This window comes from Streptomyces sp. NPDC055749 (assembly GCF_053617235.1).
Genome location: NZ_JBSHFH010000018.1, coordinates 96,852 through 120,632, shown reverse-complemented (window position 1 = coordinate 120,632; position 23,781 = coordinate 96,852). Strand labels below are relative to the sequence as shown.

The window sequence follows — 23,781 nt, the reverse complement described above, 5'->3', positions numbered from 1 at the left end:
CCGTGTACGCACCACCGCGCGCAACCCCCGTGCCACAGTGAACGCATGACCGAAGACCAGACCCCCCGCCCCTACGGAACCCCGCGAACCCCCCGCGTCACCGTCCGCGGCGAGGCCCGCATCGAAACCGACCCCGAGATCGCCCGCATCTTCGTCACCGTCACCGCCCGCGGTACCGACAGGCGCGCCGCCCTCGACGACCTCACCCGACGCAACACCCAGGCCATCGCCCTGATCAAGAGCTACGGCGAAGCCATCGACACACTCGAAACAGGCACCCTCTCCATCAGCCCCGAACTCACCCGCCACGGCCGCGGCGAACGCGTCCGCGCCTACCACGGCAGCGTCCAGCTCAATGTCACGCTGACCGACTTCACCGCCCTCGGCGAACTCACCAGCCGCCTCGCCGACCAGGAACTCACCCGCGTCGAAGGCCCCTGGTGGGCCCTGCGCCCCGACTCACCCGTCCACGGGGTCGCCCGCCGCCAAGCCGTCCGCGAAGCCGTCCAACGGGCCCGCGAATACGCCGACGCCCTCGACACCGAACTCGGCGCCCTCCTCGAACTCGCCGACACCGGCACGGGCATCGGCCGCCCCGCCCGCGCCGGATTCGCCGGACAGAGAGTCGCCTACAGCGCGGCCGCGACGACGGAACTCGCCGCCGACGCCGAACCCATCGACCTCGAACCCGTACGCCAGACCGTGCACGCGCAGGTCGAGGCGGCCTTCACGATCGAACCGCCCGCCCTCCGATAAACGCTCATCAGAGCACCCCCGTGCACAATTCAACACTTGTCAATAACCCTTCATGCAAAGGTTGTTGAGGTGTCATGCGGAGCCAATTACCTACCCGTAGGTAAGGTCTAGGCTCAAACCATGCGCCGAGCGAAAATCGTTTGTACACTGGGACCCGCAACCGACACATACGACCAGATCAAGGCATTGGTCGAAGCCGGAATGGACATCGCCCGCTTCAACCTCAGCCACGGCACCTACGCCGAACACGAAGCGCGATACCACCGCGTACGCAAAGCATCCGAAGAGACCGGCCGCAGCGTCGGCATCCTCGCCGACCTTCAAGGTCCGAAGATCCGCCTCGGACGCTTCCGCGAAGGACCCGTACTCCTTGAACGCGGCGACGACTTCACCATCACCGTCGAACCGATGGAGGGCGACCGCCACACCTGCGGCACCACCTACGACGGCCTCGCCGCCGATGTCACCACCGGCGAACGCATCCTCGTCGACGACGGCCGCGTCACCCTCGAAGTCACCGAGGTCGACGGCCCCCGCGTCCACACCACCGTCATCGAAGGCGGCATGGTCTCCGACCGCAAGGGACTCAACCTTCCCGGCGTCGCCGTCTCCGTCCCCGCACTCTCCGAAAAAGACATCGACGACCTCCGCTGGGCCCTGCGCACCGGCGCCGACATCATCGCCCTCTCCTTCGTACGCAGCGGACTGGACATCGACGACGTCCACCGCATCATGAAGGAGGAGAACCGCCACCTCCCCGTCATCGCCAAGGTCGAAAAGCCCCAGGCGGTCGAGAACATCGACGGCATCGTCGCCGCCTTCGACGGCATCATGGTCGCCCGCGGCGACCTCGGCGTCGAAATGCCCCTGGAACAGGTCCCGATCGTCCAGAAGCGTGCCATCAAACTTGCCAAGCGCAACGCCAAGCCGGTCATCGTCGCCACCCAGATGCTCGACTCGATGATCGACAACTCCCGCCCCACCCGCGCCGAAGCGTCCGACGTCGCCAACGCGGTCATCGACGGCACGGACGCGGTGATGCTCTCGGGCGAGACCAGCGTCGGCAAGTACCCCGTGGAAACGGTCCGCACGATGTCCCGCATCGTCGAAGCCGCCGAGGAGGACATCCTCGCCAAGGGCCTCCCACCCCTCACCGACCGCAACAAGCCCCGCACCCAGGGCGGCGCCGTCGCCCGCGCGGCAGCCGAGATGGGCGACTTCCTCGGCGCGAAATTCCTGGTGGCCTTCACCCAGAGCGGCGACACGGTCAAACGCCTCTCGCGCTACCGCTCCCCGATCCCACTCCTGGCCTTCACCCCGGACGCCGCGACCCGCTCCCAGCTCAACCTCACCTGGGGCGTCGAAACCTTCCTCGGCCCGCACGTGGAGTCGACGGACGCGATGGTGGCCCAGGTCGACGAGGAACTGCTGCGCATCGGCCGCTGCAAGAAGGGCGACGTGGTGGTGATCACGGCAGGCTCCCCACCGGGAGTGGCCGGCTCGACGAACCTGGTACGGGTGCATCACATCGGCGAGGACGACAGCCCCGAGTAGAGCGGGACAAAGGTGAACGGCACTGCAGTCACGCGATCGCGTGACTGCCTGCTGGTTCTTTGGAACCTTCGAATCGAAGGAAAAGTGCCCCAGGTGGGATTCGAACCCACACTGTCGGCTGTTTGAGAGCCGCCTCTCTAACCAGTTGGAGTACTGGGGCCTTAGAAAGGAAGGGCCGCAAGTGCCCCGCGTAGTGACACCATACCGCAGCTAGGTAGGCTCAAGGCAGCTGCATCTGCCCCGCAACGAGGAGCCCCGTGACCACCCCCGAGTCGCCCCAGCCCGTAGACGCCGTCGACGACGACAAGTCGCACGTCCCGCCGCTGACGACCCGTGTCGTCATCGCCGAGGACGAGGCGCTCATCCGTCTCGACCTCAAAGAGATGCTGGAGGAAGAGGGCTACTCGGTCGTCGGTGAGGCCGGTGACGGGCAGCAGGCCGTCGAGCTGGCCCGGGAGCACCGGCCGGACCTCGTGATCCTCGATGTGAAGATGCCCGTCCTCGACGGGATCTCCGCGGCCGAGAAGATCGCCGAGGAGTCCATCGCGCCCGTCCTCATGCTCACCGCGTTCTCGCAGCGCGACCTCGTCGAGCGGGCCCGGGACGCCGGGGCGATGGCGTATCTCGTGAAGCCGTTCAGCAAGAGCGACGTGGTGCCTGCCATCGAGATGGCGGTGTCGCGGTTCGCGGAGCTGAAGGCTCTGGAGGGCGAGGTCGCGGACCTGTCCCAGCGGCTGGAGACGCGGAAGCTGGTGGACCGCGCGAAGAGCATCCTGCAGACGGACTACGGCCTTTCCGAGCCCGCCGCGTTCCGGTGGATCCAGAAGACGTCGATGGACCGGCGGCTGTCCATGCAGCAGCTCGCCGAGGCGCTGATCGAGGACGCCGAGGAGAAGAAGAAGGCGGCCGAGTAGCCCCGTACCGACAACAACGTACGAAGGAGGCCCGCACCCCGGATCGATCGGGGTGCGGGCCTCCTTCGCGTACGGGAGTGCGGGTGGTGTCAGTCCTCGCCGAGGTACGCCTTGCGGACCGACTCGTCGTGCAGGAGGTCCGCTCCGGTGCCGGAGAGGACGATCTTGCCGACCTCCATGACGTGGCCCTGGTCCGCGAGGGACAGGGCGGCCTGGGCGTTCTGCTCGACGAGCAGGATCGTGGTGCCCGCCGCCTTGAGTTCGACGATGGTCTCCATGATCTTCTGCATCATGATCGGGGAGAGACCCATGGAGGGCTCGTCGAGCATGAGCAGCTTGGGCTGGGACATGAGGGCGCGTCCCATGGCGAGCATCTGCTGCTCGCCGCCCGAGAGGGTGCCCGCGGCCTGCTTCCGGCGTTCCCCGAGGATGGGGAAGAGGTCGTAGGCGCGCTGGATGTCCTTCTCGATGCCTGCCTTGTCGTTACGGAGGTAGGCGCCGAGGAGGAGGTTCTCGGTGATCGTCAGCCGGGGGAAGATGTGGCGGCCCTCGGGGGAGTGGGCGAGGCCCAGTGCGACGATCTTGTGTGCCGGGATGTCGGTGAGCGGCTTGCCCTCGAAGAGGATGCGCCCGCCGAGCGGCTTGAGCAGCCCGGAGAGGGTGCGCAGGGTGGTGGTCTTGCCTGCGCCGTTGGTGCCGATGAGGGTGACCACCTGGCCGGCTTCGACGCTGAAGGAGATCCCCTTGACGGCTTCGATCTTGCCGTAGGCGACGCGGAGGTCCTCGACCTCGAGCAGTGCGGTCATCGGTTGTCCTCCTCCTCGGTGGTGGTGTCCTTGGCGGTGCTCTTGGTGGTGCTGGTGGCGGCTTCGGCTTCCGCTTCCGCCGCTTCGACTTCGGCGACTTCTTCGGCGCCGGGGGCGCCTTCGAAGGGGGTGCCGAGGTAGGCGGCGACGACGCGCTCGTCTCCCTGGACGACTTCGGCGGTGCCCTCGACGAGCTTTTCACCCTGGACGAGGACGGTGACGCGGTCGCACAGGTTGAATATGAACCGCATGTCGTGCTCGATGACGAGGACGGCGATGCCCTGGTCCCGGATCGCGAAGATGAGCTCTTCGGTGACGCGGGTTTCCTGGGGGTTCATGCCTGCGGTGGGCTCGTCCAGGAGGAGGAGTCCGGGGTCGCTGGCGAGTGCGCGTGCGATTTCCAGCTTGCGCTGGTCTCCGTAGGGGAGGTTGCGCGCGAGGTGGTCGGCCTTGTCCTGGAGGCCGATGAACTCCAGGAGTTCCATGGAGCGTTCGCGGCTGGCGTTCTCGGCCTTCTTGTAGCCGGGGAGGCGCAGCAGTGCGGACCAGAGGCCTTCTTCGGTCCTGGTGTGGCGTCCGACGAGGACGTTTTCCAGGACGGTCATGTTGGCGAAGAGCCTGATGTTCTGGAAGGTGCGGGCGATGCCTGCCTGGGTGACGAGGTGGGGCTTGGGCGGCAGGACGGTGCCCTTGTAGCTGACCTTGCCCTCGGTGGGGACGTAGAGGCCGGTGAGGCAGTTGAAGAAGGTGGTCTTTCCGGCGCCGTTGGGGCCGATGAGACCGACGATCTCGCCTGCGTTGACCTTGAGGTCGACGTTGCGTACGGCGGTGAGTCCGCCGAAGCGCATCGTGACGCCGCTGGCGTCGAGTACGGGGGTGCCGGCGTCGGTGGTGGTCGTGGCTGTTGTCGTCATGGTGGTCACGCCCCCGCCTTCGTGGTTCCGGCGGCCGTGTCGGTGAGTGGTACGTCCGGTGGTACGTCGAGCTGGCCGGTCTCGTGGAATTCGAGCTGCTTCCTGCGGTCGGCGACCAGGCCTTCGGGGCGGAAGCGCATCAGGAGGATGAGCGCGAGACCGAAGAGGAACAGCTGGTAGTCCTGCATGAACTGCAGCTTGGCCGGGATCAGGTAGAGCAGTGCGGCGCCGACGAGGGGTCCGCTCAGGGTTCCCATGCCGCCGAGGATGACGGCGGCGAGGAGGAACGCGGAGTTGGGCGGTACGGACCCGGCGAACTGGTACTGCTCGGGCGTGACCGTGTAGGAGACGTGCGCCTGTACGGTCCCGGCGAGTCCGGCGAGGGTCGCGCCGAGGGCGAAGGCGAGCAGCTTGAGCCGGAAGGCGTTGATGCCCATGGCGGTGGCTGCGGTCTCGTCCTCGCGGATGGCGACCCAGGCGCGGCCGATGCGGGATTCGTTGGAGCGGCGGAACACCATGACGACGACGGCGGTGAAGACGAGCATCAGCAGGTAGTAGTTGGCCGACCTGCCGAGGGTGAAGCCGCCGATGTCGTGGCTGAGCCCGAAGTCGAACCCGAAGAGGTTGAGGTCGGGGATGCTCGGGATGCCCTGGGAGCCGTTGGTGATGTCCGGACCGCTGTCGCCGTTGAGGTTGTTCACGGTCAGGCGGAAGATCTCACCGAAGCCGAGGGTGACGATGGCCAGGTAGTCGCCGCGCAGTCGCAGGGTCGGGGCGCCGATGAGGACGCCGAAGATGAGCGAGGCTGCGGCGCCGGTGAGGACGGCGGCCCAGAAGGGGAACTGGACGCCGACGGGTGACATCGGGGAGCCGGAGACCAGGGCGGCGGCGTAGGCGCCGACGCCGAGGAAGGCGACGTATCCGAGGTCGAGGAGGCCGGCGAGGCCGACGACGACGTTCAGGCCGAGCGCCACGGTCGCGAAGATGAGGATGTTCGCGCCGATGAGGGCGTACTGCTCGTTCTGCTGGGTGAAGGGGAAGCAGAACGCCGCGATCAGAGCGGCGGCGAGGGTGACGTTGCGGTGTTTGGCGGTGAGTGCCGTGATGCGGGCGATGAGCCCGGCACGGCCGAGGGCGCTGAAGCCGAAACCGACGGTGATGATGAAGCCGATGAAGAGTTCGGCGTACTCGGTGTCGATGCCGTACGTGAATACGTGGAGCGCGACACCGAAGGCTCCGGCGATGATCAGGATCTCGGCCCAGGCCGGGAGTTCCTTGGCACGGCCCGGGGCGGGCGCGCGGAGGCTGTCGGTGAAGCGGTCCAGCGTATTGAGTGTGGTGTGGCTGTCGGCGGGCTGGTCGCTCGGGAGTCCGAGTGCGGCGACGACGGCGATGAGTGCGCCGGCGAAGCTGACCCAGGCTCCGGGTTCGAGGTTGACGATTCCGCCGAGCTTCACCGTGATGGCGCCGATGGTGTAGCCGGTGACGCCGAGGGTGCCGAGGGCGAACAGCCTCGTGGGGCTGTTGGTACCGCCCGGGGTGAGCCAGCGCAGGCCCTTGATGCCGTACCCGGAGAGGGTGAAGACCAGGGTGAACGCAGCGCTGATGAGGGCGAGGACCTGGAGGCCGCCGGGGTAGCCGGTGACCGTGAGGTCGCCGGGGAACTCGTCGGTCCAGGTCCATGCGAGGAAGGTGCCGACGAGGGCGACTGCGGCGCCCGCGGTGGTGAGGGCGCGGGCCGCTGCGGTGGGCAGCGGCAGGAAGGCGGGAGCGGTGTGGGTGGTCATCGGTATCACGCCCTGTCCGCGACGCGTTCGCCCAGCAGGCCCTGGGGCCTGATGAGCAGGACGAGGATGAGGAGGACGAAGGCCCACACGTCCTTCCACGCACCGCCGCCGAAGAGCTCCATGCCGGGAACCTCGCTCATGTAGCCGGTGGCGAGTGATTCGGCGACGCCGAGTACGACTCCGCCGAGCATGGCGCCGTAGATGTTGCCGATGCCGCCGAGCACGGCCGCGGTGAACGCCTTGAGGCCCATGATGAAGCCCATGCGGAAGCCGATCTGGCCGTTCTTGAGCCCGTAGGCGACGGCGGCGACGGCGGCGAACGCGGCACCGATGGCGAAGGCCATGACGATGATGCGGTCGGTGTTGATACCCATGAGCTTTGCGGTATCGGGGTCCTGCGAGGTGGCCTGCATGCCCCGGCCGGAGCGCGTCTTGGAGACGAAGAGGCCCAGGGCGATCATGCACACGGGGGCTGCGATGAGGACGAAGAGATCACCGCGTTGGATGTTGGCGCCGAAGATTTCGAACGCTTCGCCCTTGAACTGGGGGAAGGAACGGTCCTTCGTGGCGTCCGGGTACCACATCCACACTGCCTGCTGGAGAGCGAGGGAGAGTCCGATGGCGGTGATGAGGGGGGCGAGGCGTGGCGCTGTCCGCAGGGGCCGGTAGGCGAAGCGTTCGGCGGCCACGCTGATCGCGACGGAACATATGATTCCGCCGGCGATCATGAGGGGTATCGCAGTGAGGAGAGAGACTCCGGACGGAAGCCCGAGGTAGACCGTGAGGGCTCCGAAGCCCCCGATCATGAAGATCTCGCCGTGTGCGAAGTTGATGAGCTGGATGATTCCGTAGACCATCGTGTAACCGATCGCGATGAGACCGTACATCGCGCCGAGGATGAGTCCATTGGCCAGCTGTTGCGGCAGTTCGTTCACCGCAGGGCCTCCGTGGAGTGGTTCGGATATGGCACCGCGCGGGAGCGCTCGTAGCGCTCCCGCGCGGTCTGGTTGCTATGTGTGACCGGGAGTCCTTGCCGGACTTACTTGACGGCCTCGCTGAGCTTGGAGACCCACTTGCCGCCGTCGACCTGGTAGGCGGTCATCATGGTGTTGGTGGTGTCGCCGAACTCGTCGAACGAGACCGGGCCGGTGACGCCCTCGAACTGGACCTTGGCCATGGCCTCGAGGACCTTGACGCGGGCGTCGTCGGGGAGCTTGCCGTCGTTCTCGGCGACTACGGCCTTGACGGCCTCGATGATCGACCAGGTGGCGTCGTAGGTGCCGCCGCCGTACGCCTCGTAGGCGTCCTTGTAGCCGGCCGTCTTGTAGTCCGCGATGAACTTCTTGGCGGAGTCGAGCTCCTCGACGGGCTTGCCGACCGAGGTGGCGATGTCGCCCTGGGACTTCTTGTTCAGGGAGATGAAGTCGGCGCTGTACATGCCGTCGCCGCCCATGAGCGGGATCTTGACGCTGTCCTTGAGCTGCTGGCTCAGGGGCGCGCCGGCGGGGTACTCGCCGCCGTAGTAGACGGCCTCGGCCTTGGAGCTCTTGACCTTGGTGACGACGGAGTTGAAGTCACGGTCGTCGGGGTTGACCTTGTCCGTGCCGACGATCTTGCCGCCGAGCTCGGTGAAGGTCGCCTTGAAGGAGGCGGCGAGACCGGCGCCGTAGGGCTTCTGGTCGTCGATGAGGTAGACGTCCTTGATCTTCGCGGTCTTGAAGAGGTAGTTCGCCGCGAAGGCACCCTGGATCGCGTCCGTGGTGGCGGTACGGAAGTACGTCTTGAAGGGGCGCTTCTTGTCGCCGGTCTTCCAGTCGTTGCCCTGGGTCAGCTCCGTGCCGGTGTTGGCCGGGGACACCTGGGTGAGGTTGGCGTCGTTGAGCGGCTTCTGCATCGACTGGGCGACGCCGGAGTTCAGCGGGCCGACGACACCGAGGACCGTCTTGTCGCCGATGAACGTGACGGCGTTCTGCTGGCCCACGGAGGGCTGTGCCTGGTCGTCGAGCGCCTTGAGCTCGAACTTGATGCCCGGGACCGTCTTGTCGGTGTTCGCCGTCTTGACGGCGAGGTCGGCGGAGTTCTTGATGCCGAGGCCGAGGGCGGAGAGGTCGCCGGTCAGGGGGGCGTCGACGCCGATGACGACGGTCTGGGTCTCGCTCCCGCCGCTGCTCTTCTTGTCGTCGTCGCGCGACCCGCAGGCGGTGAGTGTGAGTGCTCCTGTGGTGAGCACGGCAGTGAGTATGAGCAAAGAACGGTGTCGCACGAAAAGTCCTTTCCCTGGCGCGGCCTCCTCTGCTTGAGGTGCCGTGTCGGTCGCCGGGCAGTCCTTGGTTGGTACAGGGCCGTTCAGCAGACACGCCCGGCGGCGCGGTGACTGGCCGTGACTCTAAGGGCAGGTGAGGGGGTGCGGGACGGCTCGGCTCATGATGTGACTGTCTTGTTATGCCTTGAGGAAGGCTTGAGGTGACTGTGTGGACATGTGCGGCTTTTCCCCGGGCCGGAAATATCTCGCATGCTGAGAACGCGCAGCTCCGCTAAGGGGCTTGAGGCGATCTTGGTGCTGTCCTGGTGTTGTCGCACGAAAAGGGGCACGAAGGGCGCGGCGGAGCTGCCCCCGTGTGCTCGGGGGTCGGCGGCGCTTTATTTTCGTGTATCCCACACTTGTTACGCAGTGTTACATCTGGGAGAAGTGTTCGAATCGCCCAGTCGGTCGCTGCCCTGGTCGGTGCGGTTGCTGAGTGCCTCATGGAACCGGCGTCGACGTCAAGGGTGTTGACCGAGCGTGTCGGTCAACGCGCCGGAAAAGCTTCGGATATGGGTCTGCCCGGTCCGGAATGCGGTGCGCATCCGGGCCGGGCAGGGGGTCCTTCGGACTGTCGCCGACTAGCCGACGGCGGGCTTCGGGGCGTCGCGGAGCAGGCAGGTGAGGCGGGCGGTACAGACCCGCTTGTCCTGTTCGTCGGTGATGACGATCTCGTACGTGGCGGTGGTGCGGCCACGGTGTACGGGGGTGGCGACACCGGTCACGAGTCCGCTGCGCACGCCCCGGTGATGGGTGCAGTTCAGGTCGACGCCGACGGCGAGCTTGGTGGCGCCGCCGTGCAGCATGGTGCCGACCGAGCCGAGGGTCTCGGCGAGGACGGCGGAGGCGCCGCCGTGCAGCAGTCCGTAGGGCTGGGTGTTGCCCTCGACGGGCATCGTGCCCACGACACGGTCCGCGGAGGCCTCGACGATGGTGACGCCCATGCGCTCGCCGAGGTGTCCGGCGGAGAACAGTGCGGGGAGGTCGACGCCGAGCGCGGCGTACTCGTCGATGATCTCCTGGGGGAACTTGGGTGCGATGTGCTCGCCCATGGGGTCCGGCTCCGATCGTCTGCGCTGACTCATTGCTGTGTGCACTGTTCTTATCAGACCGCTGAGCGAACGCTTAGTGGGTGGCCGCCGTGAGGGCCGTCACCGCATGTTCTCGAAGCGGATGACGACCGACTTGCTGGCCGGGGTGTTGCTGGTGTCCGCGGTGGCGTCGAGCGGGACGAGGACATTCGTCTCGGGGTAGTAGGCGGCGGCACAGCCGCGTGCGGTCGGGTAGTGGACGACGCGGAAGCCCGGTGCGCGTCGCTCGACGCCGTCCTTCCACTCGCTGACGAGGTCGGTGTATCCGCCGTCGGTGAGGCCCAGGGCCTCGGCGTCCTCGGGGTTGACCATGACGATGCGACGGCCGCCCTTGATGCCGCGGTAGCGGTCGTCGAGGCCGTAGATCGTGGTGTTGTACTGGTCGTGCGAGCGCATGGTCTGCAACAGCAGCCGGCCTTCGGGCAGTTCGGGGTACTCGACGGGGGCCGCGGTGAAGTTGGCCTTGCCGGTGGCGGTGGGGAAGCGGCGTTCGTCGCGCGGGGCGTGCGGGAGGGTGAAGCCGCCGGGCGCGGCGATGCGGGCGTTGAAGTCCTCGAAGCCGGGGACGACGCGGGAGATTCGGTCCCGGATCGTGCCGTAGTCCTTCTCGAACTCCTCCCAGTTCGTGGCGGATCCGGCGCCGAGGACGGCGCGGGCCAGCCGGGCGACGATCGCCGGTTCGGAGAGCAGGTGGGGGCTCGCGGGGGTGAGGTTGCCGCGGGAGGAGTGGACCATGCCCATGGAGTCCTCGACCGTCACGAACTGTTTGCCGCTCGCCTGGGTGTCCTTGTCGGTACGTCCCAGGGTGGGCAGGATCAGCGCGCGGGTGCCGGTGACCGCGTGCGAGCGGTTGAGCTTGGTCGATACGTGGACGGTGAGGCGGGCGCGGCGCATGGCGGCCTCGGTGACGGCGGTGTCGGGTGTCGCCGCGACGAAGTTGCCGCCCATGGCGAAGAAGACCTTGGCGTCCCCGTCGCGCAGGGCCTCGATGGAGCGCACGACGTCGTAGCCGTGGTGGCGCGGGGATGTGATCCCGAATTCCTTGTCGAGGGCATCGAGGAAGGCGGTCGATGGCCGCTCGAAGATGCCCATGGTGCGGTCGCCCTGGACGTTGGAGTGCCCGCGCACGGGACACACTCCGGCGCCCGGCCTGCCGATGTTCCCGCGCAGCAGAAGGAAGTTGACGACTTCGCGGATGGTCGGCACGGAGTGCTTGTGCTGGGTCAGGCCCATGGCCCAACAGACGATGGTGCGCTTCGATGCGAGGACCATGGCCAGGGCCTCTTCGATCGCGGCGCGGTCGAGCCCGGTGGCCGTCAGGGTGCTTTCCCAGTCGGCGGTGCGGGCGGCCTCCCTGAACTCCTCGTACCCGTGGGTGTGTTCTGTCACGAATGTCTCGTCGACGGCGCCTTCCGCCTCCAGGATCATCTTGTTGAGGAGCCGGAAGAGGGCCTGGTCGCCGCCGATGCGGATCTGGAGGAACAGGTCGGTGAGCGCGACGCCCCTGAACATGCCGAGCGGGGTCTGCGGGTTCTTGAAGTGCTCGAGTCCGGCCTCGGGCAGCGGATTCACCGAAATGATCTTCGCGCCCGCCGATTTGGCCTGCTCGAGAGCGGAGAGCATCCGTGGATGGTTCGTCCCCGGATTCTGTCCGGCGACGATGATCAGATCGGCGTGGTGGAGGTCCTCCAGCGAGACACTGCCCTTGCCGATCCCGATCGTCTCGGTGAGCGCGGAGCCGGACGACTCGTGGCACATGTTCGAGCAGTCCGGGAGGTTGTTGGTGCCGAACTCCCGGGCGAAGAGCTGGAGCAGGAACGCGGCCTCGTTGCTCGTGCGGCCCGAGGTGTAGAAGAGCGCCTCGTCGGGGGAGCCGAGCGCTTTCAGTTCCCCGGCGATGATCTCGAAGGCGCTGTCCCAGGAGACCGCCTCGTACCGCTCGGCGCCTTCTGCCAGATACATCGGCTGCGTGATCCGGCCCTGCTGTCCCAGCCAGTAGCCGCTGCGGGTGGCCAGTTCCGCGACCGGGTGCGCGGCGAAGAACTCGGGGGTGACACGGCGCAGGGTCGCTTCCTCGGCGACGGCCTTCGCCCCGTTCTCGCAGAACTCGGCGGTGTGCCGCTTGTCGCCCTCGGGCCAGGCGCAGCCGGGGCAGTCGAAGCCGTCCTTCTGGTTGACCTTGAGGAGGGTCTGCGCCGCGCGCCGGACCCCCATCTGCTGCTGGGCGATGCGCAGCGTGTGCGCGACGGCGGCCGGCCCGGCCGCCGCGTGCTGGACCGCTTCGACCTGCGGCGCGTCCTGGACCGGGTCACCGGTCGGGGGCCTGGTGGCCATGGTGCTCCCCTTTGAGCCTGCGCTGTTCTGCGTGTACGTGTTCCTGCTCACGATCCTGTCACGCACCACCGACAGCGCACCTGGCACCGGGCGGTGGGACGCCGCGTCCGGTCCGGATTGTCAGTGGGCCGTGGCAGGATCGGGGGCGTGGCTGAGACGGCATCGAAGAAGACGGCAGACAACCGACCGCGCCTGCTCCTGATGGACGGGCACTCCCTGGCGTACCGGGCGTTCTTTGCGCTGCCCGCGGAGAATTTCACGACAGGGACGGGACAGCCGACGAACGCCGTGTACGGCTTCGCGTCGATGCTGGCGAACACCCTGCGCGACGAGGCGCCCACGCACTTCGCGGTGGCGTTCGACGTGTCCCGCAAGACCTGGCGCTCGCAGGAGTTCCCTGAGTACAAGGCGAACCGCTCCAAGACCCCCGACGAGTTCAAGGGGCAGGTCGAGCTGATCGGCGAGCTCCTCGACGCGATGAGTGCGGACCGGTTCGCGATCGACGGCTTCGAGGCCGACGACGTCATCGCGACGCTGGCCACCCAGGCCGAGGCGGCCGGCTTCGAGGTGCTGATCGTCACCGGCGACCGTGACTCGTTCCAGCTGATCACGGACAACGTCACCGTGCTGTACCCGACCAAGGGCGTCTCCGAGCTCACGCGCTTCACCCCGGCCAAGGTCGAGGAGAAGTACGGGCTCACGCCGCAGCAGTACCCCGACTTCGCGGCGCTGCGCGGTGACCCCTCGGACAACCTTCCGGGCATCCCGGGCGTCGGCGAGAAGACGGCCGCGAAGTGGATCAACCAGTTCGGTTCGTTCGACGACCTGGTGGCGCGCGCCGATGAGGTCAAGGGCAAGGCGGGCCAGAATTTCCGCGACCACCTGGACGCGGTGAAGCTGAACCGCCGGCTGACCGAGATGGTCCGCGACGTGGCGCTGCCGAAGACCCCGCAGGACCTGGAGCGCGCTCCGTACGACCGCACGGCGGTCACCGGAGTGCTGGACGTCCTGGAGATCCGTAACCCGAGCCTGCGGGAGCGGCTGCTGGCCGTCGACCCCGGCGCCGTCGAGGACGAGACCCCGGCGCCCGCCGCGGGCATCGAGCTGGACGGTGCGGTGCTGGGCGCGGGAGCGGTGGCGCCCTGGCTCGCGGCTCACGGCGGACAGCCGCTCGGCGTCGCCACGGTGGACACCTGGGCCCTGGGCACGGGCACCGTCACGGAGATCGCGCTCGCCGCCGCCGACGGGGCCGCCGCCTGGATCGACCCCGCGCAGCTGGACGAGGCCGACGAGCAGGCGTTCGCCGCCTGGATCGCCGACCCGGAGCGGCCGAAGGTCATGCACAACGCCAAGAGCGCCATGCGGGTCTTCCCCGAACAGGGCTGGCAGATCCACGGCGTCGCGATGGACACCGCGCTCGCCGCCTACCTGGTCAAGCCTGGCCGCCGCTCCTTCGCGCTGGACGCGCTGGCCGTGGAGTATCTGGGCCGTGAGCTCGCCCCCGCCGCCGCGGGCGACGGGCAGCTGGCCTTCGGCGCGGACGACCAGGCGGAGGCCGACGCCCTGATGGCGAAGGCCCGCGCGATCCTCGATCTCGGTGACGCGTTCACGACGCGGCTGAAGGAGGTCGGCGCCGCCGAGCTGCTCCACGACATGGAGCTGCCCACCTCGATCCTGCTGGCCCGTCTCGAGCGGCACGGCATCGCCGCCGACCGCGCCCATCTGGAAGGCATGGAGCAGCAGTTCGCCGGTGCCGTGCAGCAGGCGGTCAAGGAAGCGCACGCCGCGGTGGGCCGCGAGTTCAACCTCGGATCGCCCAAGCAGCTCCAGGAAGTCCTCTTCGGCGAGCTGGGCCTGCCCAAGACGAAGAAGACGAAGACCGGTTACACCACGGACGCCGACGCCCTGGCCTGGCTCGCGGCCCAGACCGAGCACGAACTGCCGGTCATCATGCTCCGCCACCGCGAGCAGGCGAAGCTGAGGGTCACGGTCGAGGGCCTGGTCAAGACGATCGCGGCGGACGGCCGTATCCACACCACGTTCAACCAGACCGTCGCGGCGACCGGCCGCCTCTCCTCCACGGACCCGAACCTCCAGAACATCCCGGTCCGCACGGACGAGGGCCGGGCGATCCGCCGCGGATTCGTCGTCGGCGAGGGCTTCGAGTCGCTGATGACGGCCGACTACAGCCAGATCGAACTGCGCGTGATGGCCCACCTCTCGGAGGACGCGGGCCTGATCGAGGCGTTCACCTCGGGGGAGGACCTGCACACCACGGTCGCCTCACAGGTCTTCGGCGTCGACAAGTCGGCCGTCGACCCCGAGATGCGCCGCAAGATCAAGGCAATGTCGTACGGACTGGCCTACGGGCTCTCCGCGTTCGGCCTCTCCCAGCAGCTGAACATCGAGGCCGGCGAGGCACGCGGTCTGATGGACACCTACTTCGAGCGGTTCGGCGGAGTCCGCGACTATCTGCACCGAGTCGTCGAGGAGGCGAGGGCCACCGGTTACACGGAGACGGTCTTCGGCCGCCGCCGCTACCTCCCCGACCTGAACAGCGACAACCGTCAGCGCCGGGAGACGGCCGAGCGAATGGCGCTCAACGCCCCCATCCAGGGGACGGCCGCCGACATCGTCAAGGTCGCGATGCTGCAGGTGGACCGGGCCCTGACCGAAGCGAAGCTGGAGTCGCGGATGCTGCTCCAGGTCCACGACGAAATCGTCCTGGAGATCGCGAAGGGCGAGCGCGAGCGGGTCGAGCAGATCCTTCGCCACGAGATGTCGACCGCGGTGGAACTGCGCGCACCACTGGACGTCTCGGTCGGCGTGGGCACGGACTGGGAGTCCGCCGCGCACTGACGGACACCCCGGCACCTGAGCAGCACGTGAGCGGCACCCCGGGGGTGCTGGGCCGGATGGCCCAGCACACGGCGCCGCGCACCGGTCGCTCTGCTCACACTGGTCCGCATGCTCCTCATGTCGCAACGTGCGCGCCCCGTCCCGCGCATCTGTGGATGGGCCGTGCTCGCGGCGGTCCTCGCCGGAACGGGCCCCGCCGACGCGTGGGCCCGACCGGCGCCCAAGGGCGGGTGGTCGGCGGCCACCGAGTGCGGTTCATCGAGTTACCCCGAACTCGCCACCCGTATCGCCACGGACGTACGCGCCGCCCTCCAGGGGCGTACGGGCACCGTCTCCATCGCCGTCAGCGCCCCCGGCCGGGGGCTGACCTGCCGGCTGTCCTCCTCCCTGCAGTACGACGCCGCGAGCATCGCGAAGGTCGTCATCCTGGAGGGCCTGCTGTACCGGGCCAACCAGAGCGAGGGCCGGGGCCTGACCGCCGAGGAGGCACGGCTCGCCCGCGCGATGATCACCCGTTCCGACAACGCCTCCGCATCGTCGCTCTGGCGCAGCCTGGGCCGCGACCGGCTGAACGCGGTGCTGCGCCGGGCCGGTACGGAGGACACCGTCCTCGGGCGCGACGGCTACTGGGGCCTGACACGTACGAGCGCCCGCGACCAGCTCAAGGTGCTCGACGCGGTCTCCCGGCGCCCCTATGCGATGGAGCTGATGAACGAGGTGATCGCGGGGCAGGACTGGGGTGTGTCGGCGGGCGCTCCGGACGACGTGACGATTCATCTCAAGAACGGCTGGCTGCCACGGGCCACGCACGGCTGGCGGGTGCACAGCATCGGTACGTTCACCGGCGCCGGACGCGACTACCGGATGGCCTTGCTGAGTCACGACAACGCCTCGCAGAAGTACGGCGTACGGACCCTGGAACGCATCGCGACCGCTGTCCACCGCAGCCTGGGCGACAGCAAGGCCGCCGTGCGTGGCTACACCCCGGAGAGCGAGATCAGCGAGATCCCGGACGGGAGTGTTCCGTAAGGCCGGGGCTCGCCTCCCCGGTGCGCCCGCCGCTCCGCAGCCTGATCCACGCCCCGTACAGCACGAGCCCCACCGCCAGCCCGGCCCCGGCGCCGAAGCACGCGGTCGGGATGATGTCGAGGGGCGAGGAGATGTGCCCGAAGTAGGCGTACCAGCGTGCGCAGCGGTGGATGACGCCGAGGAGCACGCAGACCGCCAGCAGCGCGCCCGCGTACCAGCGCTCCCGCCGGCCGAGGACGGGCACGGACGGCGGCGCCGGGACCGCCTCGGTCCGCCGCAGCCCCGACACGGTGAACCACACGAGCACCGTCAGTGCCACGGCCGAGCTGCCGTACTGCAGGAACTGGTAGGAGGGGAAGCCGCCCACGCTCGTGTTGAGCGCCGGGACGAGCTCCGTGCCCCACCGGTCGTGGTGGGTGAACGCGTCCCATCCGACATGGGTGGCCGCTCCGATGGCCGCGGACAGCCAGAACCGGAGCACCTCCAGGGGCCGGAGCGGACCGGGTTCCCGCCGCTGCCCCCGCAGGAACGTGTGGACCCGCCCCTGCCATCGCGCGGGCAGCAGGGCCACCAGCGGCTCGCGCAGGAACAGCCACAACGCCACCAGCAGGGCCGCGATCAGTACGTCCACGGTGAACACGCCCCATACGGCGTGCGTCACTTGGCCGAATTCCATCGCCCCGGGAATCGCGGTATCCGCGAAATAGGTCATATCCGGAGCGAACGAACCCGCGACGAGGGCCGAGGCGACAAGCGGACCGCGTGCGGTGCCCGTCCTGCGGATTCCTGGCAGCACGGCGGCGGCATGACTGAGCGTGAACGGCATGGCGGCAAGTATGGGCGAGTCGGAGGGGGCCTCTGTACCCCTCCCAGGGTATGCCGTACAACTTGCTGTCGGGAACGTGAGAAAACCGTAAGAACCGGTCAACGCACGGTGTTCGGGCGGCAGGAGTTGCCGTAGGGTCGCCTGAGTCCTCGCGCTGGGGAGCGCGAACAGCCGTCGACGGGGAGGGACCAGAACGTATGGCAGCGCAATTCGGCCGCCGACTGCGCAGGGGGGCCACCACCACCGCGGTGGCCGCGGCTGCCGTGGCAGCCCTCACCGCCTCTCAGGGCCCCGACGCACCACCACTGGCCGGGAACGCGGGAAGCGGCGACCAGCAGTCGGCCGGTGCCTCACCGTCCGGCGACAGCGCGGCCACGGGCAACTCGCCGTACTACACGGACCTGCCGCCCCTGACCACGCCCAACAAGCCCGGTACATCGGTGAATCTGCCGGTCACCGGCAGCGCGGAAGCCGGTATACCCGCCTCTATCCTGGCCGCGTACAAGAAGGCCGAGCAGACCGTCGCCGGCAGTGACGCCGCCTGCCGACTGCCGTGGCAGCTCCTCGCCGCGATCGGCAAGGTCGAGTCCGGGCAGGCCCGCGGCGGCCGTGTCGACGCGAACGGCACCACCTTCTCCCCGATCCTCGGCCCGGCCCTCAACGGCCAGGGCTTCGCGCTGATCAAGGACTCCGACGACGGGGCCTACGACGGCGACGCCACCCACGACCGCGCGGTCGGCCCCATGCAGTTCATCCCGCAGACGTGGGCCACCTGGGGCCAGGACGGCAACGGCGACGGCCGCGAGGACCCCAACAACATCTACGACGCGGCGCTCGCCGCCGGGCGCTACCTCTGCGCCGGCACCCGGAACCTGGCGGTCGGGGCCGACCTCGACCGGGCTGTGCTGAGCTACAACCACTCGCGGGAGTACCTGCGGACGGTGCGCTCCTGGTTCGACTACTACAAGCGCGGCACCCACGAGGTTCCCGACGGCACGGGCGTCCTGCCGACCGGTCCCCGCAGCGGAAGCGGCAGTGGCGGCGGCGGTTCGGCGAGTCCCACGCCGACGCCGACGCCCACCCCGGGCGCCACCGGCACCCCGGGCGGAGGCAAGAGCCCGAGCCCGAAGCCCCCGGCGTCCGGCGGCTCGGAGACCCCGAAGCCGAAGCCGCCCACCACCACACCGCCCACCACGCCGCCTGTCACCCCCAGCCCCACGCCCACGCCGTCCCAGAGGCTCGGCAGCCTGGAGAACGCGGGCACCGGCCCGCTGACCGCCACGGCGGGCGAAGCGTTCGCCGAGCGGATCAAGGTGAAGGCGAGGAACACCCTCGGTGCCCCGCTCGCCAAGGCGTCCGTGACCTTCACCATCACCGGTGACACCGACACCCGCTTCGCCGGAGGGCTGACCCGCGTCACCTTCCGCACCGGGGCCGACGGCACGGTCTCCTCCCCGGTGCTCCAGGCGGGCGAGAAGACCGGTGAGTTCAAGGTGACGGCCGTCGCCGGCACCACCAACCCGCGCACGCTCACCTACGGCGCGACCGTCAGCGCCCGCCAGGCGGACGCCATCGCCCGGACCGGGGACGCGGCCGTGACGGCCGCCTCGGGTGCCAAGTTCGACGACGTCCAGGTCAAGGCGACCTACAAGGGCGCCGCGGCCGCGGGTGTCGCCGTCACCGCCACGATGATCACCGACGCCGAGCAGCCTGCCGAGAACGACAAGGGCCCCTACTTCAAGGCCGCCGACGGCACCGCCGTACGCACCCTCTCGGGGCTCAGGACAGGCGCGGACGGCCTCCTGACGCTGCCGGAGTTCTTCGCGGACGGCACCGCGGGCACATACAAGCTGCGCCTCACCACCGAGGGCGGTGGCACGCTCGACATCGTGCTCACGGTGTCCTGACCGCCTCACCCCCGCTCCACACAGCCGCCCCTTCGCCCTCACGGGCAGAGGGGCGGTTCTGCGTGTTCTCATCTCGCGCCTCTGTTGCTACGGTGCCCCGACCCTGACGCCCCATCAGATCCGCGCTCCCGGGAGGCCGAGCATGCGTGCCCTAGTCGCCGCCGCCGCAGGACTGGCCGCAGCCCTCGCGCTCGTGTTCACCGTCACCACCATCGGAGCACCACCCGGCGAGACCTCGCCCAAACCCCTGCTGACCACCGTCCCGGGCCCCAAGAAGTAGCGCCGGAGCACCCGCGGGCAGCACACAGAGGGAGGACACCACCATGCGCCGCCGAGCCGGCCTCGTACTTCTGGCCTTCGCCGTCTTCTTCGCCGCCATGTCACCGCTGCTGCGCTGGTACGCCTTTCCCCGGCTGGCGAAGGTCCCGCCGAGCCAGTACCAGGAGATGGTCCTGGAGGCGAAGCCGGCGACCCTCCTGAACTACAGCACCCTCAAGGCCGAGACGGTCGAGAAGGTCACCATCGTGCAGACCCTCAAGGGCAATGTGGAGGAGTCCGAGAAGATCGAGCGCAGCGCCGGACGGGACGTCGTCGTCTGGGACTCGCTCTCCTACATCCAGGGCCCCGACGGCAAGATGGTCTCCCAGATCCCCGAGCGCTACATCTTCGACGCCCACAGCCAGGACCCCGTCCACGCCACCGGCGAAACGGTCGACGGCGAACCCGTCCGCCGCGAGGGCATCCAGTTCAAGTGGCCCTTCCTCACCGAGAAACGCGACTACGAGTACTTCGACTCCCAGAGCCGCACGACCTCGCCCATCCACTACAAGGGCACCCGCACATTCCGCGGCATGGAGGTCTACTACTTCGAGCAGACCATCCCGTGGACCCAGGTCCCCATGCCGAAGAAGATGCCCATCAAGATCACGGCGGAGCAGGTCGCCCAGACGGGCATGACCCGCTGGTACTCCACCAAGCGGATGTTCTGGGTCGACCCGGTCACCGGAGCCCCCGTCAACGGCGAGGAGATCCACAAGGAGGAGCTGCGCAACGCCAAGAAGATGGGCATGTCGCAGGACACCGTCACGGCGTTCGCCGGCCATGTGAAGATGCGCGAGGACTACATCGTCGACACCGTCGACCTGGTCAAGTCCCAGCGCGTCCTGATCCTCCTGCTGACCTCGTACCTGCCCTGGGGCTTCCTGTTCCTCGCCGCCGGACTCCTCGCGCTCGCCCTCTGGCTGGAGGCACGCTCGCGCCGCCCCGGCGCACCTCCTAGTCCCGCCTGAGCCGTGCCGTGGTGAAGCGGGTGGCCTCCACCGTCGTCGGGTCCTCGGGCCACGGATGCTTCGGATACCGGCCGCGCAGCTCCGCCCGCACCGCCTTGTAGCCCTCCCGCCAGAACGACGCCAGATCCGCCGTCACCGCCGCCGGGCGCCCGGCGGGGGAGAGCAGATGGAACAGGACGGGCACCCCGGCCACCCGGGGCGTCTCCCGCAGCCCGAACAGCTCCTGGAGCTTCACCGCCAGTACGGGCTGCGCCCCGCCGTACTCCACACGGATACGCGACCCGCTCGGCACCTCGATGCGCTCCGGTGCCAGCTCGTCGAGCCGGGCCGCCTCGCCCGTCGCCCACGGCAGCAGCCGCCGTACGGCCTGCCCGGCGTCGATCCGCGCCAGATCCGAACGGCGCCGCGCCCGCGAGAGCTCGGGCTCCAGCCACTCCTCGGTACGGGCCAGCAGGGCATCGTCCGACACGTCCGGCCACGGCGCCCCCAGCTCCCGGTACAGAAAGGCGAGCCGCGACCGCAGCTGCTCGCTGTCCCGGCTCCACCGCAGCAGCGAGGTGCCCTCGCGCCGCAGCCCCTCCAGCAACGCCCCGCGCACCAGCTCCGGCTTCGGCTGCTTCAGCGCGCGCACCGACAGCTCGACGGCCCCGAGCCGCTCCACGGAACGGGCCACGACATCACCGTCCACCCAGCGCACCTCCTCGCCCGAGAACCGCAGATGCCCCGCCGCGAGCCGCGCCGTGTCCTCGTCGACGACCGCGGCCAGCCGCACCCGCGCGGACGCCGAGTGCGCCGGCCGGTCGGCGACCGCGACCGCCAGCCAGGGCGCGCTGCGCAGCCGCGAACCGTCCCGGAGCTCCGCCCCTGTCCCCGACGCCATCAGGAACGCTCCCTCACCCCGCGCCCGTGCCACCCGCTCCGGAAACGCCAGAGCCGCCACCAGCCCGGCCGCCGCGTCGTCGGATCCCTGGCCCTCCCCCTTGAGCGTCCCCAGCGAGGAGGACAGCCGCCGCACCTCCTGCCGCCACCGCGCCGCATAGCCGTCCTGCCCCCGTCGCGCGGTACGCAGCGCCGCCGCCAGATCGTCCCCGTACTCCCGGGGCGGCTCCTCGCTGAGCAGCGCCACCACCTCGGCCGCCCGCCGCCCGCCCACCTCGGCCGCGCCGTCCAGCAGCGCCCGCGCCAGCCGGGGGTGCAGACCGAGCCGGGACATCCGTACGCCCCTTTCCGTCACCCGACCCGCCGTGTCCACGGCGCCCACCGCCGTCAGCACTTCCCGGGCCGCGCCCATCGCCCCGGCGGGCGGCGGATCGAGCAGCGCGAGCCCGGAGGCGTCCGGATCGCCCCAGCACGCCGCCTGCAACGCGAACGCCGCGAGGTCGGCGACCTTGATCTCCGGCGAAGGGAACCGCGCGAGCCGCCCGTCCTCCGCCTGCTCCCAGCACCGGTACACCGCCCCCGGCGCCTCACGCCCGGCCCGGCCCGCCCGCTGCCGGCCCGCGGCCTGCGAGGCCCGGACGGTCGTCAGCGCGCTCAGACCCCGCGCATGGTCGGTACGGGGCTCACGGGCCAGCCCCGAGTCGACGACGACCCGCACCCCCGGCACCGTCAGCGACGACTCCGCGACCGAGGTCGCCAGCACCACACGCCGGCCGTCGGAGGAACCCGCGAGCACCGCGTCCTGCACCGCCGCCGGAGCCCGCCCGTGCACCTGAAGCACCTCGGCGCCCACCCCGGCGAGCTGCCCCGCCACGCGCCCGATCTCACCGACACCGGGCAGGAAACACAGCACGTCCCCGTCCCGCTCCGCGAGCGCCCGGCGCACCACCGAAGCGACATGCGTCAGCAGCGCCGGATCGACCCTCATCCCGTGCGGCGGTTTCACGGGCCTGGCCGGCGGCGCCCAGACCACCTCCACGGGATGCGACACACCGTGCGCCTCCACGACCGGGGCATCGCCCAGAAGCCGCGCCCAGCCCTCCGCGTCCGTCGTCGCCGACGCGGCCACCAGCCGCAGATCCGGCCGCAGCGCGGCCCGTACGTCGAGCAGGAACGCGGCGACCGTATCGGCGTCCAGGTGCCGCTCGTGGCACTCGTCGATGATCACGACATCGATCCCGGCGAGCTCCTGGTCGCGCTGGAGCCGCTGGAGCAGCACCCCGGTGGTGACGACCTCCACCACCGTGTCCCGCCCCACCACGCGCTCCCCGCGCACCGTGAACCCCACGCGCCCGCCCGGCTGCTCCCCGAGCAGCCAGGCCATCCGCCGTGCCGCAGCGCGCGCCGCGATCCGCCGCGGCTCGGCGACCACGACCCGCCGGACAGGACCTGTGCCGGTCAGCCCGGCCAGAACGAGCGGTACGAGGGTCGTCTTGCCGGTCCCGGGCGGCGCGCAGAGCACGGCGACGCCCCGCTCGTCGAGCGCCCGCTCCAGGGCGGGCACAGCGGTGCGTACGGGCAACTGGTCCAGCGCGTCGGTACGGATCACGCCCCCAGTCTCGTACGCCGCACCGACAGCCCCGTACGCCTGTCCCTGCCGGTCCCGCTACCGGTCCCGTTCGCAGACGAAGATCGCTGTCCCGGGGATGAGGTTGCCGCGCAGCGGGGACCAGCCGCCCCACTCCTGGTTGTTCCACACGGGCCACTCCGGCTCGACGAGGTCGACCAGCCGGAAGCCGCTCGCCACCACGTCGCGCACCCGGTCACCGAGCGTCCTGTGGTGCTCGACGTACACGGCGTCGCCCTGTTCGTCCTGCTCGACATAGGGGACACGGTCGAAGTAGGAGGCGGCGACCGACAGCCCCTCGGGCCCCGGCTCGTCGGGGAACGCCCAGCGGATCGGATGGGTCACCGAGAACACCCACCGGCCGCCGGGCCGCAGCACCCGGCGCACCTCCCGGAACACCTGCACGGGATCGGCGACGAACGGCACCGCGCCGTAGGCCGAGCAGGCCAGGTCGAATGAGCCGTCCCGGAACGGCAGCTTCCCCGCGTCCGCCTCGACCAGCGGGATGCCCTCTCCGATGCGCAGCGCGTGCTGGAGCTGGCGGTGCGAGAGGTCCAGGGCCACCGGACGCGCGCCCTGGGCGGCCAGCCAGCGCGAGCACTGGGCGGCGCCGGCGCCGATCTCCAGGACGTCAAGGCCGTCCAGGGCGGCGGCGGGTCCCAGCAGCGCCGCGTCGGCCTCGTCGAGTCCCTCCGGGCCCCAGACGAAACGGTCGTCCCCGAGGAAGGCCCCGTGGTCGCTCTGGTACTCGTCGGCGTTCCGGTCCCACCAGCCGCGACTTGCCCGGCTGCTTTCCGATTCTCCGGCGTTCCGGCGCGTTGCCTCAGGCTCGGCGTCGTAGGTCTCTTGGCTCATCGTGCCCGTCGTTGTAGTTTGCCTTCACCCGCCGCACGCGGTACGTACCTGG

Annotated in this window: 18 protein-coding genes and 1 tRNA gene; 8 read left to right on the top strand and 11 right to left on the bottom strand. The window is 69.5% G+C overall.

Annotation, left to right across the window (positions count from 1 at the left end; all coding sequences use genetic code 11):
* Positions 1-45: 45 nt before the first annotated feature.
* Together ACWGO0_RS16450 and pyk are read left to right on the top strand one after the other, a co-directional pair.
* Positions 46-756: an SIMPL domain-containing protein gene (locus ACWGO0_RS16450; protein WP_453534396.1), complete on the top strand. Its 711-nt coding sequence runs from the start codon at positions 46-48 to the stop codon at positions 754-756.
* 120 nt (positions 757-876) lie between these two features.
* Positions 877-2,310 carry a pyruvate kinase gene (gene pyk, locus ACWGO0_RS16445; protein ID WP_453534393.1) on the top strand — a complete coding sequence of 478 codons (1,434 nt, stop codon included), beginning with the start codon at positions 877-879 and terminating at the stop codon, positions 2,308-2,310.
* Between the two features lie 85 nt (positions 2,311-2,395).
* Here the strand turns inward: pyk and ACWGO0_RS16440 are convergent.
* Positions 2,396-2,470 (bottom strand) — tRNA-Leu (locus ACWGO0_RS16440).
* A 97-nt stretch (positions 2,471-2,567) separates the two neighbouring features.
* Between ACWGO0_RS16440 and ACWGO0_RS16435 the strand changes: the two genes are divergently transcribed.
* A complete protein-coding gene (locus ACWGO0_RS16435) occupies positions 2,568-3,224 on the top strand; it encodes an ANTAR domain-containing response regulator (RefSeq protein ID WP_453534390.1) in 657 nt (218 codons plus the stop codon).
* Between the two features lie 89 nt (positions 3,225-3,313).
* Here the strand turns inward: ACWGO0_RS16435 and ACWGO0_RS16430 are convergent, their stop codons facing one another.
* The 7 genes from ACWGO0_RS16430 to ACWGO0_RS16400 form a co-directional block, all read right to left on the bottom strand.
* A complete protein-coding gene (locus ACWGO0_RS16430) occupies positions 3,314-4,030 on the bottom strand; it encodes an ABC transporter ATP-binding protein (protein WP_453534387.1) in 717 nt (238 codons plus the stop codon).
* On the bottom strand, positions 4,027-4,944 hold the full coding sequence (locus ACWGO0_RS16425) for an ABC transporter ATP-binding protein (protein WP_453534431.1): 918 nt from the start codon (positions 4,942-4,944) through the stop codon (positions 4,027-4,029). The genes ACWGO0_RS16430 and ACWGO0_RS16425 overlap by 4 nt, the downstream gene beginning before the upstream one ends.
* 5 nt (positions 4,945-4,949) lie before the next feature.
* Positions 4,950-6,731: a branched-chain amino acid ABC transporter permease gene (locus ACWGO0_RS16420; protein WP_453534384.1), complete on the bottom strand. Its 1,782-nt coding sequence runs from the start codon at positions 6,729-6,731 to the stop codon at positions 4,950-4,952.
* Between the two features lie 5 nt (positions 6,732-6,736).
* Positions 6,737-7,666: a branched-chain amino acid ABC transporter permease gene (locus ACWGO0_RS16415; protein ID WP_453534381.1), complete on the bottom strand. Its 930-nt coding sequence runs from the start codon at positions 7,664-7,666 to the stop codon at positions 6,737-6,739.
* A 104-nt stretch (positions 7,667-7,770) separates the two neighbouring features.
* On the bottom strand, positions 7,771-8,979 hold the full coding sequence (locus tag ACWGO0_RS16410; RefSeq protein ID WP_453534429.1) for a branched-chain amino acid ABC transporter substrate-binding protein: 1,209 nt from the start codon (positions 8,977-8,979) through the stop codon (positions 7,771-7,773).
* A gap of 635 nt (positions 8,980-9,614) precedes the next feature.
* Positions 9,615-10,085 (bottom strand): PaaI family thioesterase, encoded by a 471-nt coding sequence (locus ACWGO0_RS16405; protein WP_453534378.1) that lies wholly within the window; start codon positions 10,083-10,085, stop codon positions 9,615-9,617.
* 99 nt (positions 10,086-10,184) lie between these two features.
* On the bottom strand, positions 10,185-12,458 hold the full coding sequence (locus ACWGO0_RS16400) for an FdhF/YdeP family oxidoreductase (protein ID WP_453534375.1): 2,274 nt from the start codon (positions 12,456-12,458) through the stop codon (positions 10,185-10,187).
* 147 nt (positions 12,459-12,605) lie between these two features.
* Between ACWGO0_RS16400 and polA the strand changes: the two genes are divergently transcribed.
* On the top strand, positions 12,606-15,317 hold the full coding sequence (gene polA, locus ACWGO0_RS16395; RefSeq protein WP_453534372.1) for a DNA polymerase I: 2,712 nt from the start codon (positions 12,606-12,608) through the stop codon (positions 15,315-15,317).
* Positions 15,318-15,425: 108 nt separating this feature from the next.
* A complete protein-coding gene (locus tag ACWGO0_RS16390; RefSeq protein ID WP_453534369.1) occupies positions 15,426-16,346 on the top strand; it encodes a serine hydrolase in 921 nt (306 codons plus the stop codon).
* Here the strand turns inward: ACWGO0_RS16390 and ACWGO0_RS16385 are convergent.
* Entirely contained in the window at positions 16,315-17,172 is an 858-nt protein-coding gene (locus ACWGO0_RS16385) for a DUF4184 family protein (protein ID WP_453534366.1), read from the bottom strand. The two genes, ACWGO0_RS16390 and ACWGO0_RS16385, sit on opposite strands and share 32 nt — an antisense overlap.
* A 197-nt stretch (positions 17,173-17,369) precedes the next feature.
* Between ACWGO0_RS16385 and ACWGO0_RS16380 the strand changes: the two genes are divergently transcribed.
* The 3 genes from ACWGO0_RS16380 to ACWGO0_RS16370 all read left to right on the top strand — a co-directional run bounded on the left by ACWGO0_RS16380 (position 17,370) and on the right by ACWGO0_RS16370 (position 20,368).
* A complete protein-coding gene (locus ACWGO0_RS16380) occupies positions 17,370-19,079 on the top strand; it encodes a lytic transglycosylase domain-containing protein (protein ID WP_453534363.1) in 1,710 nt (569 codons plus the stop codon).
* Between the two features lie 142 nt (positions 19,080-19,221).
* Positions 19,222-19,359, top strand: a complete 138-nt coding sequence (locus ACWGO0_RS16375; RefSeq protein WP_453534360.1) for an SPW_0924 family protein — start codon at positions 19,222-19,224, stop codon at positions 19,357-19,359.
* A 43-nt stretch (positions 19,360-19,402) separates the two neighbouring features.
* The gene (locus ACWGO0_RS16370) at positions 19,403-20,368 is read left to right on the top strand and encodes a DUF3068 domain-containing protein (RefSeq protein ID WP_453534357.1); all 966 of its coding nucleotides are present in this window, start codon (positions 19,403-19,405) and stop codon (positions 20,366-20,368) included.
* On the opposite strand, the gene hrpB is transcribed toward ACWGO0_RS16370, so the two are convergent.
* Positions 20,355-22,856, bottom strand: coding sequence for an ATP-dependent helicase HrpB (gene hrpB / locus ACWGO0_RS16365; protein WP_453534354.1), 2,502 nt, complete (start codon positions 22,854-22,856; stop codon positions 20,355-20,357). The two genes, ACWGO0_RS16370 and hrpB, sit on opposite strands and share 14 nt — an antisense overlap.
* Before the next feature lie 57 nt (positions 22,857-22,913).
* Entirely contained in the window at positions 22,914-23,729 is an 816-nt protein-coding gene (locus ACWGO0_RS16360) for a class I SAM-dependent methyltransferase (protein ID WP_453534351.1), read from the bottom strand.
* Between the last annotated feature and the right edge of the window lie 52 nt (positions 23,730-23,781).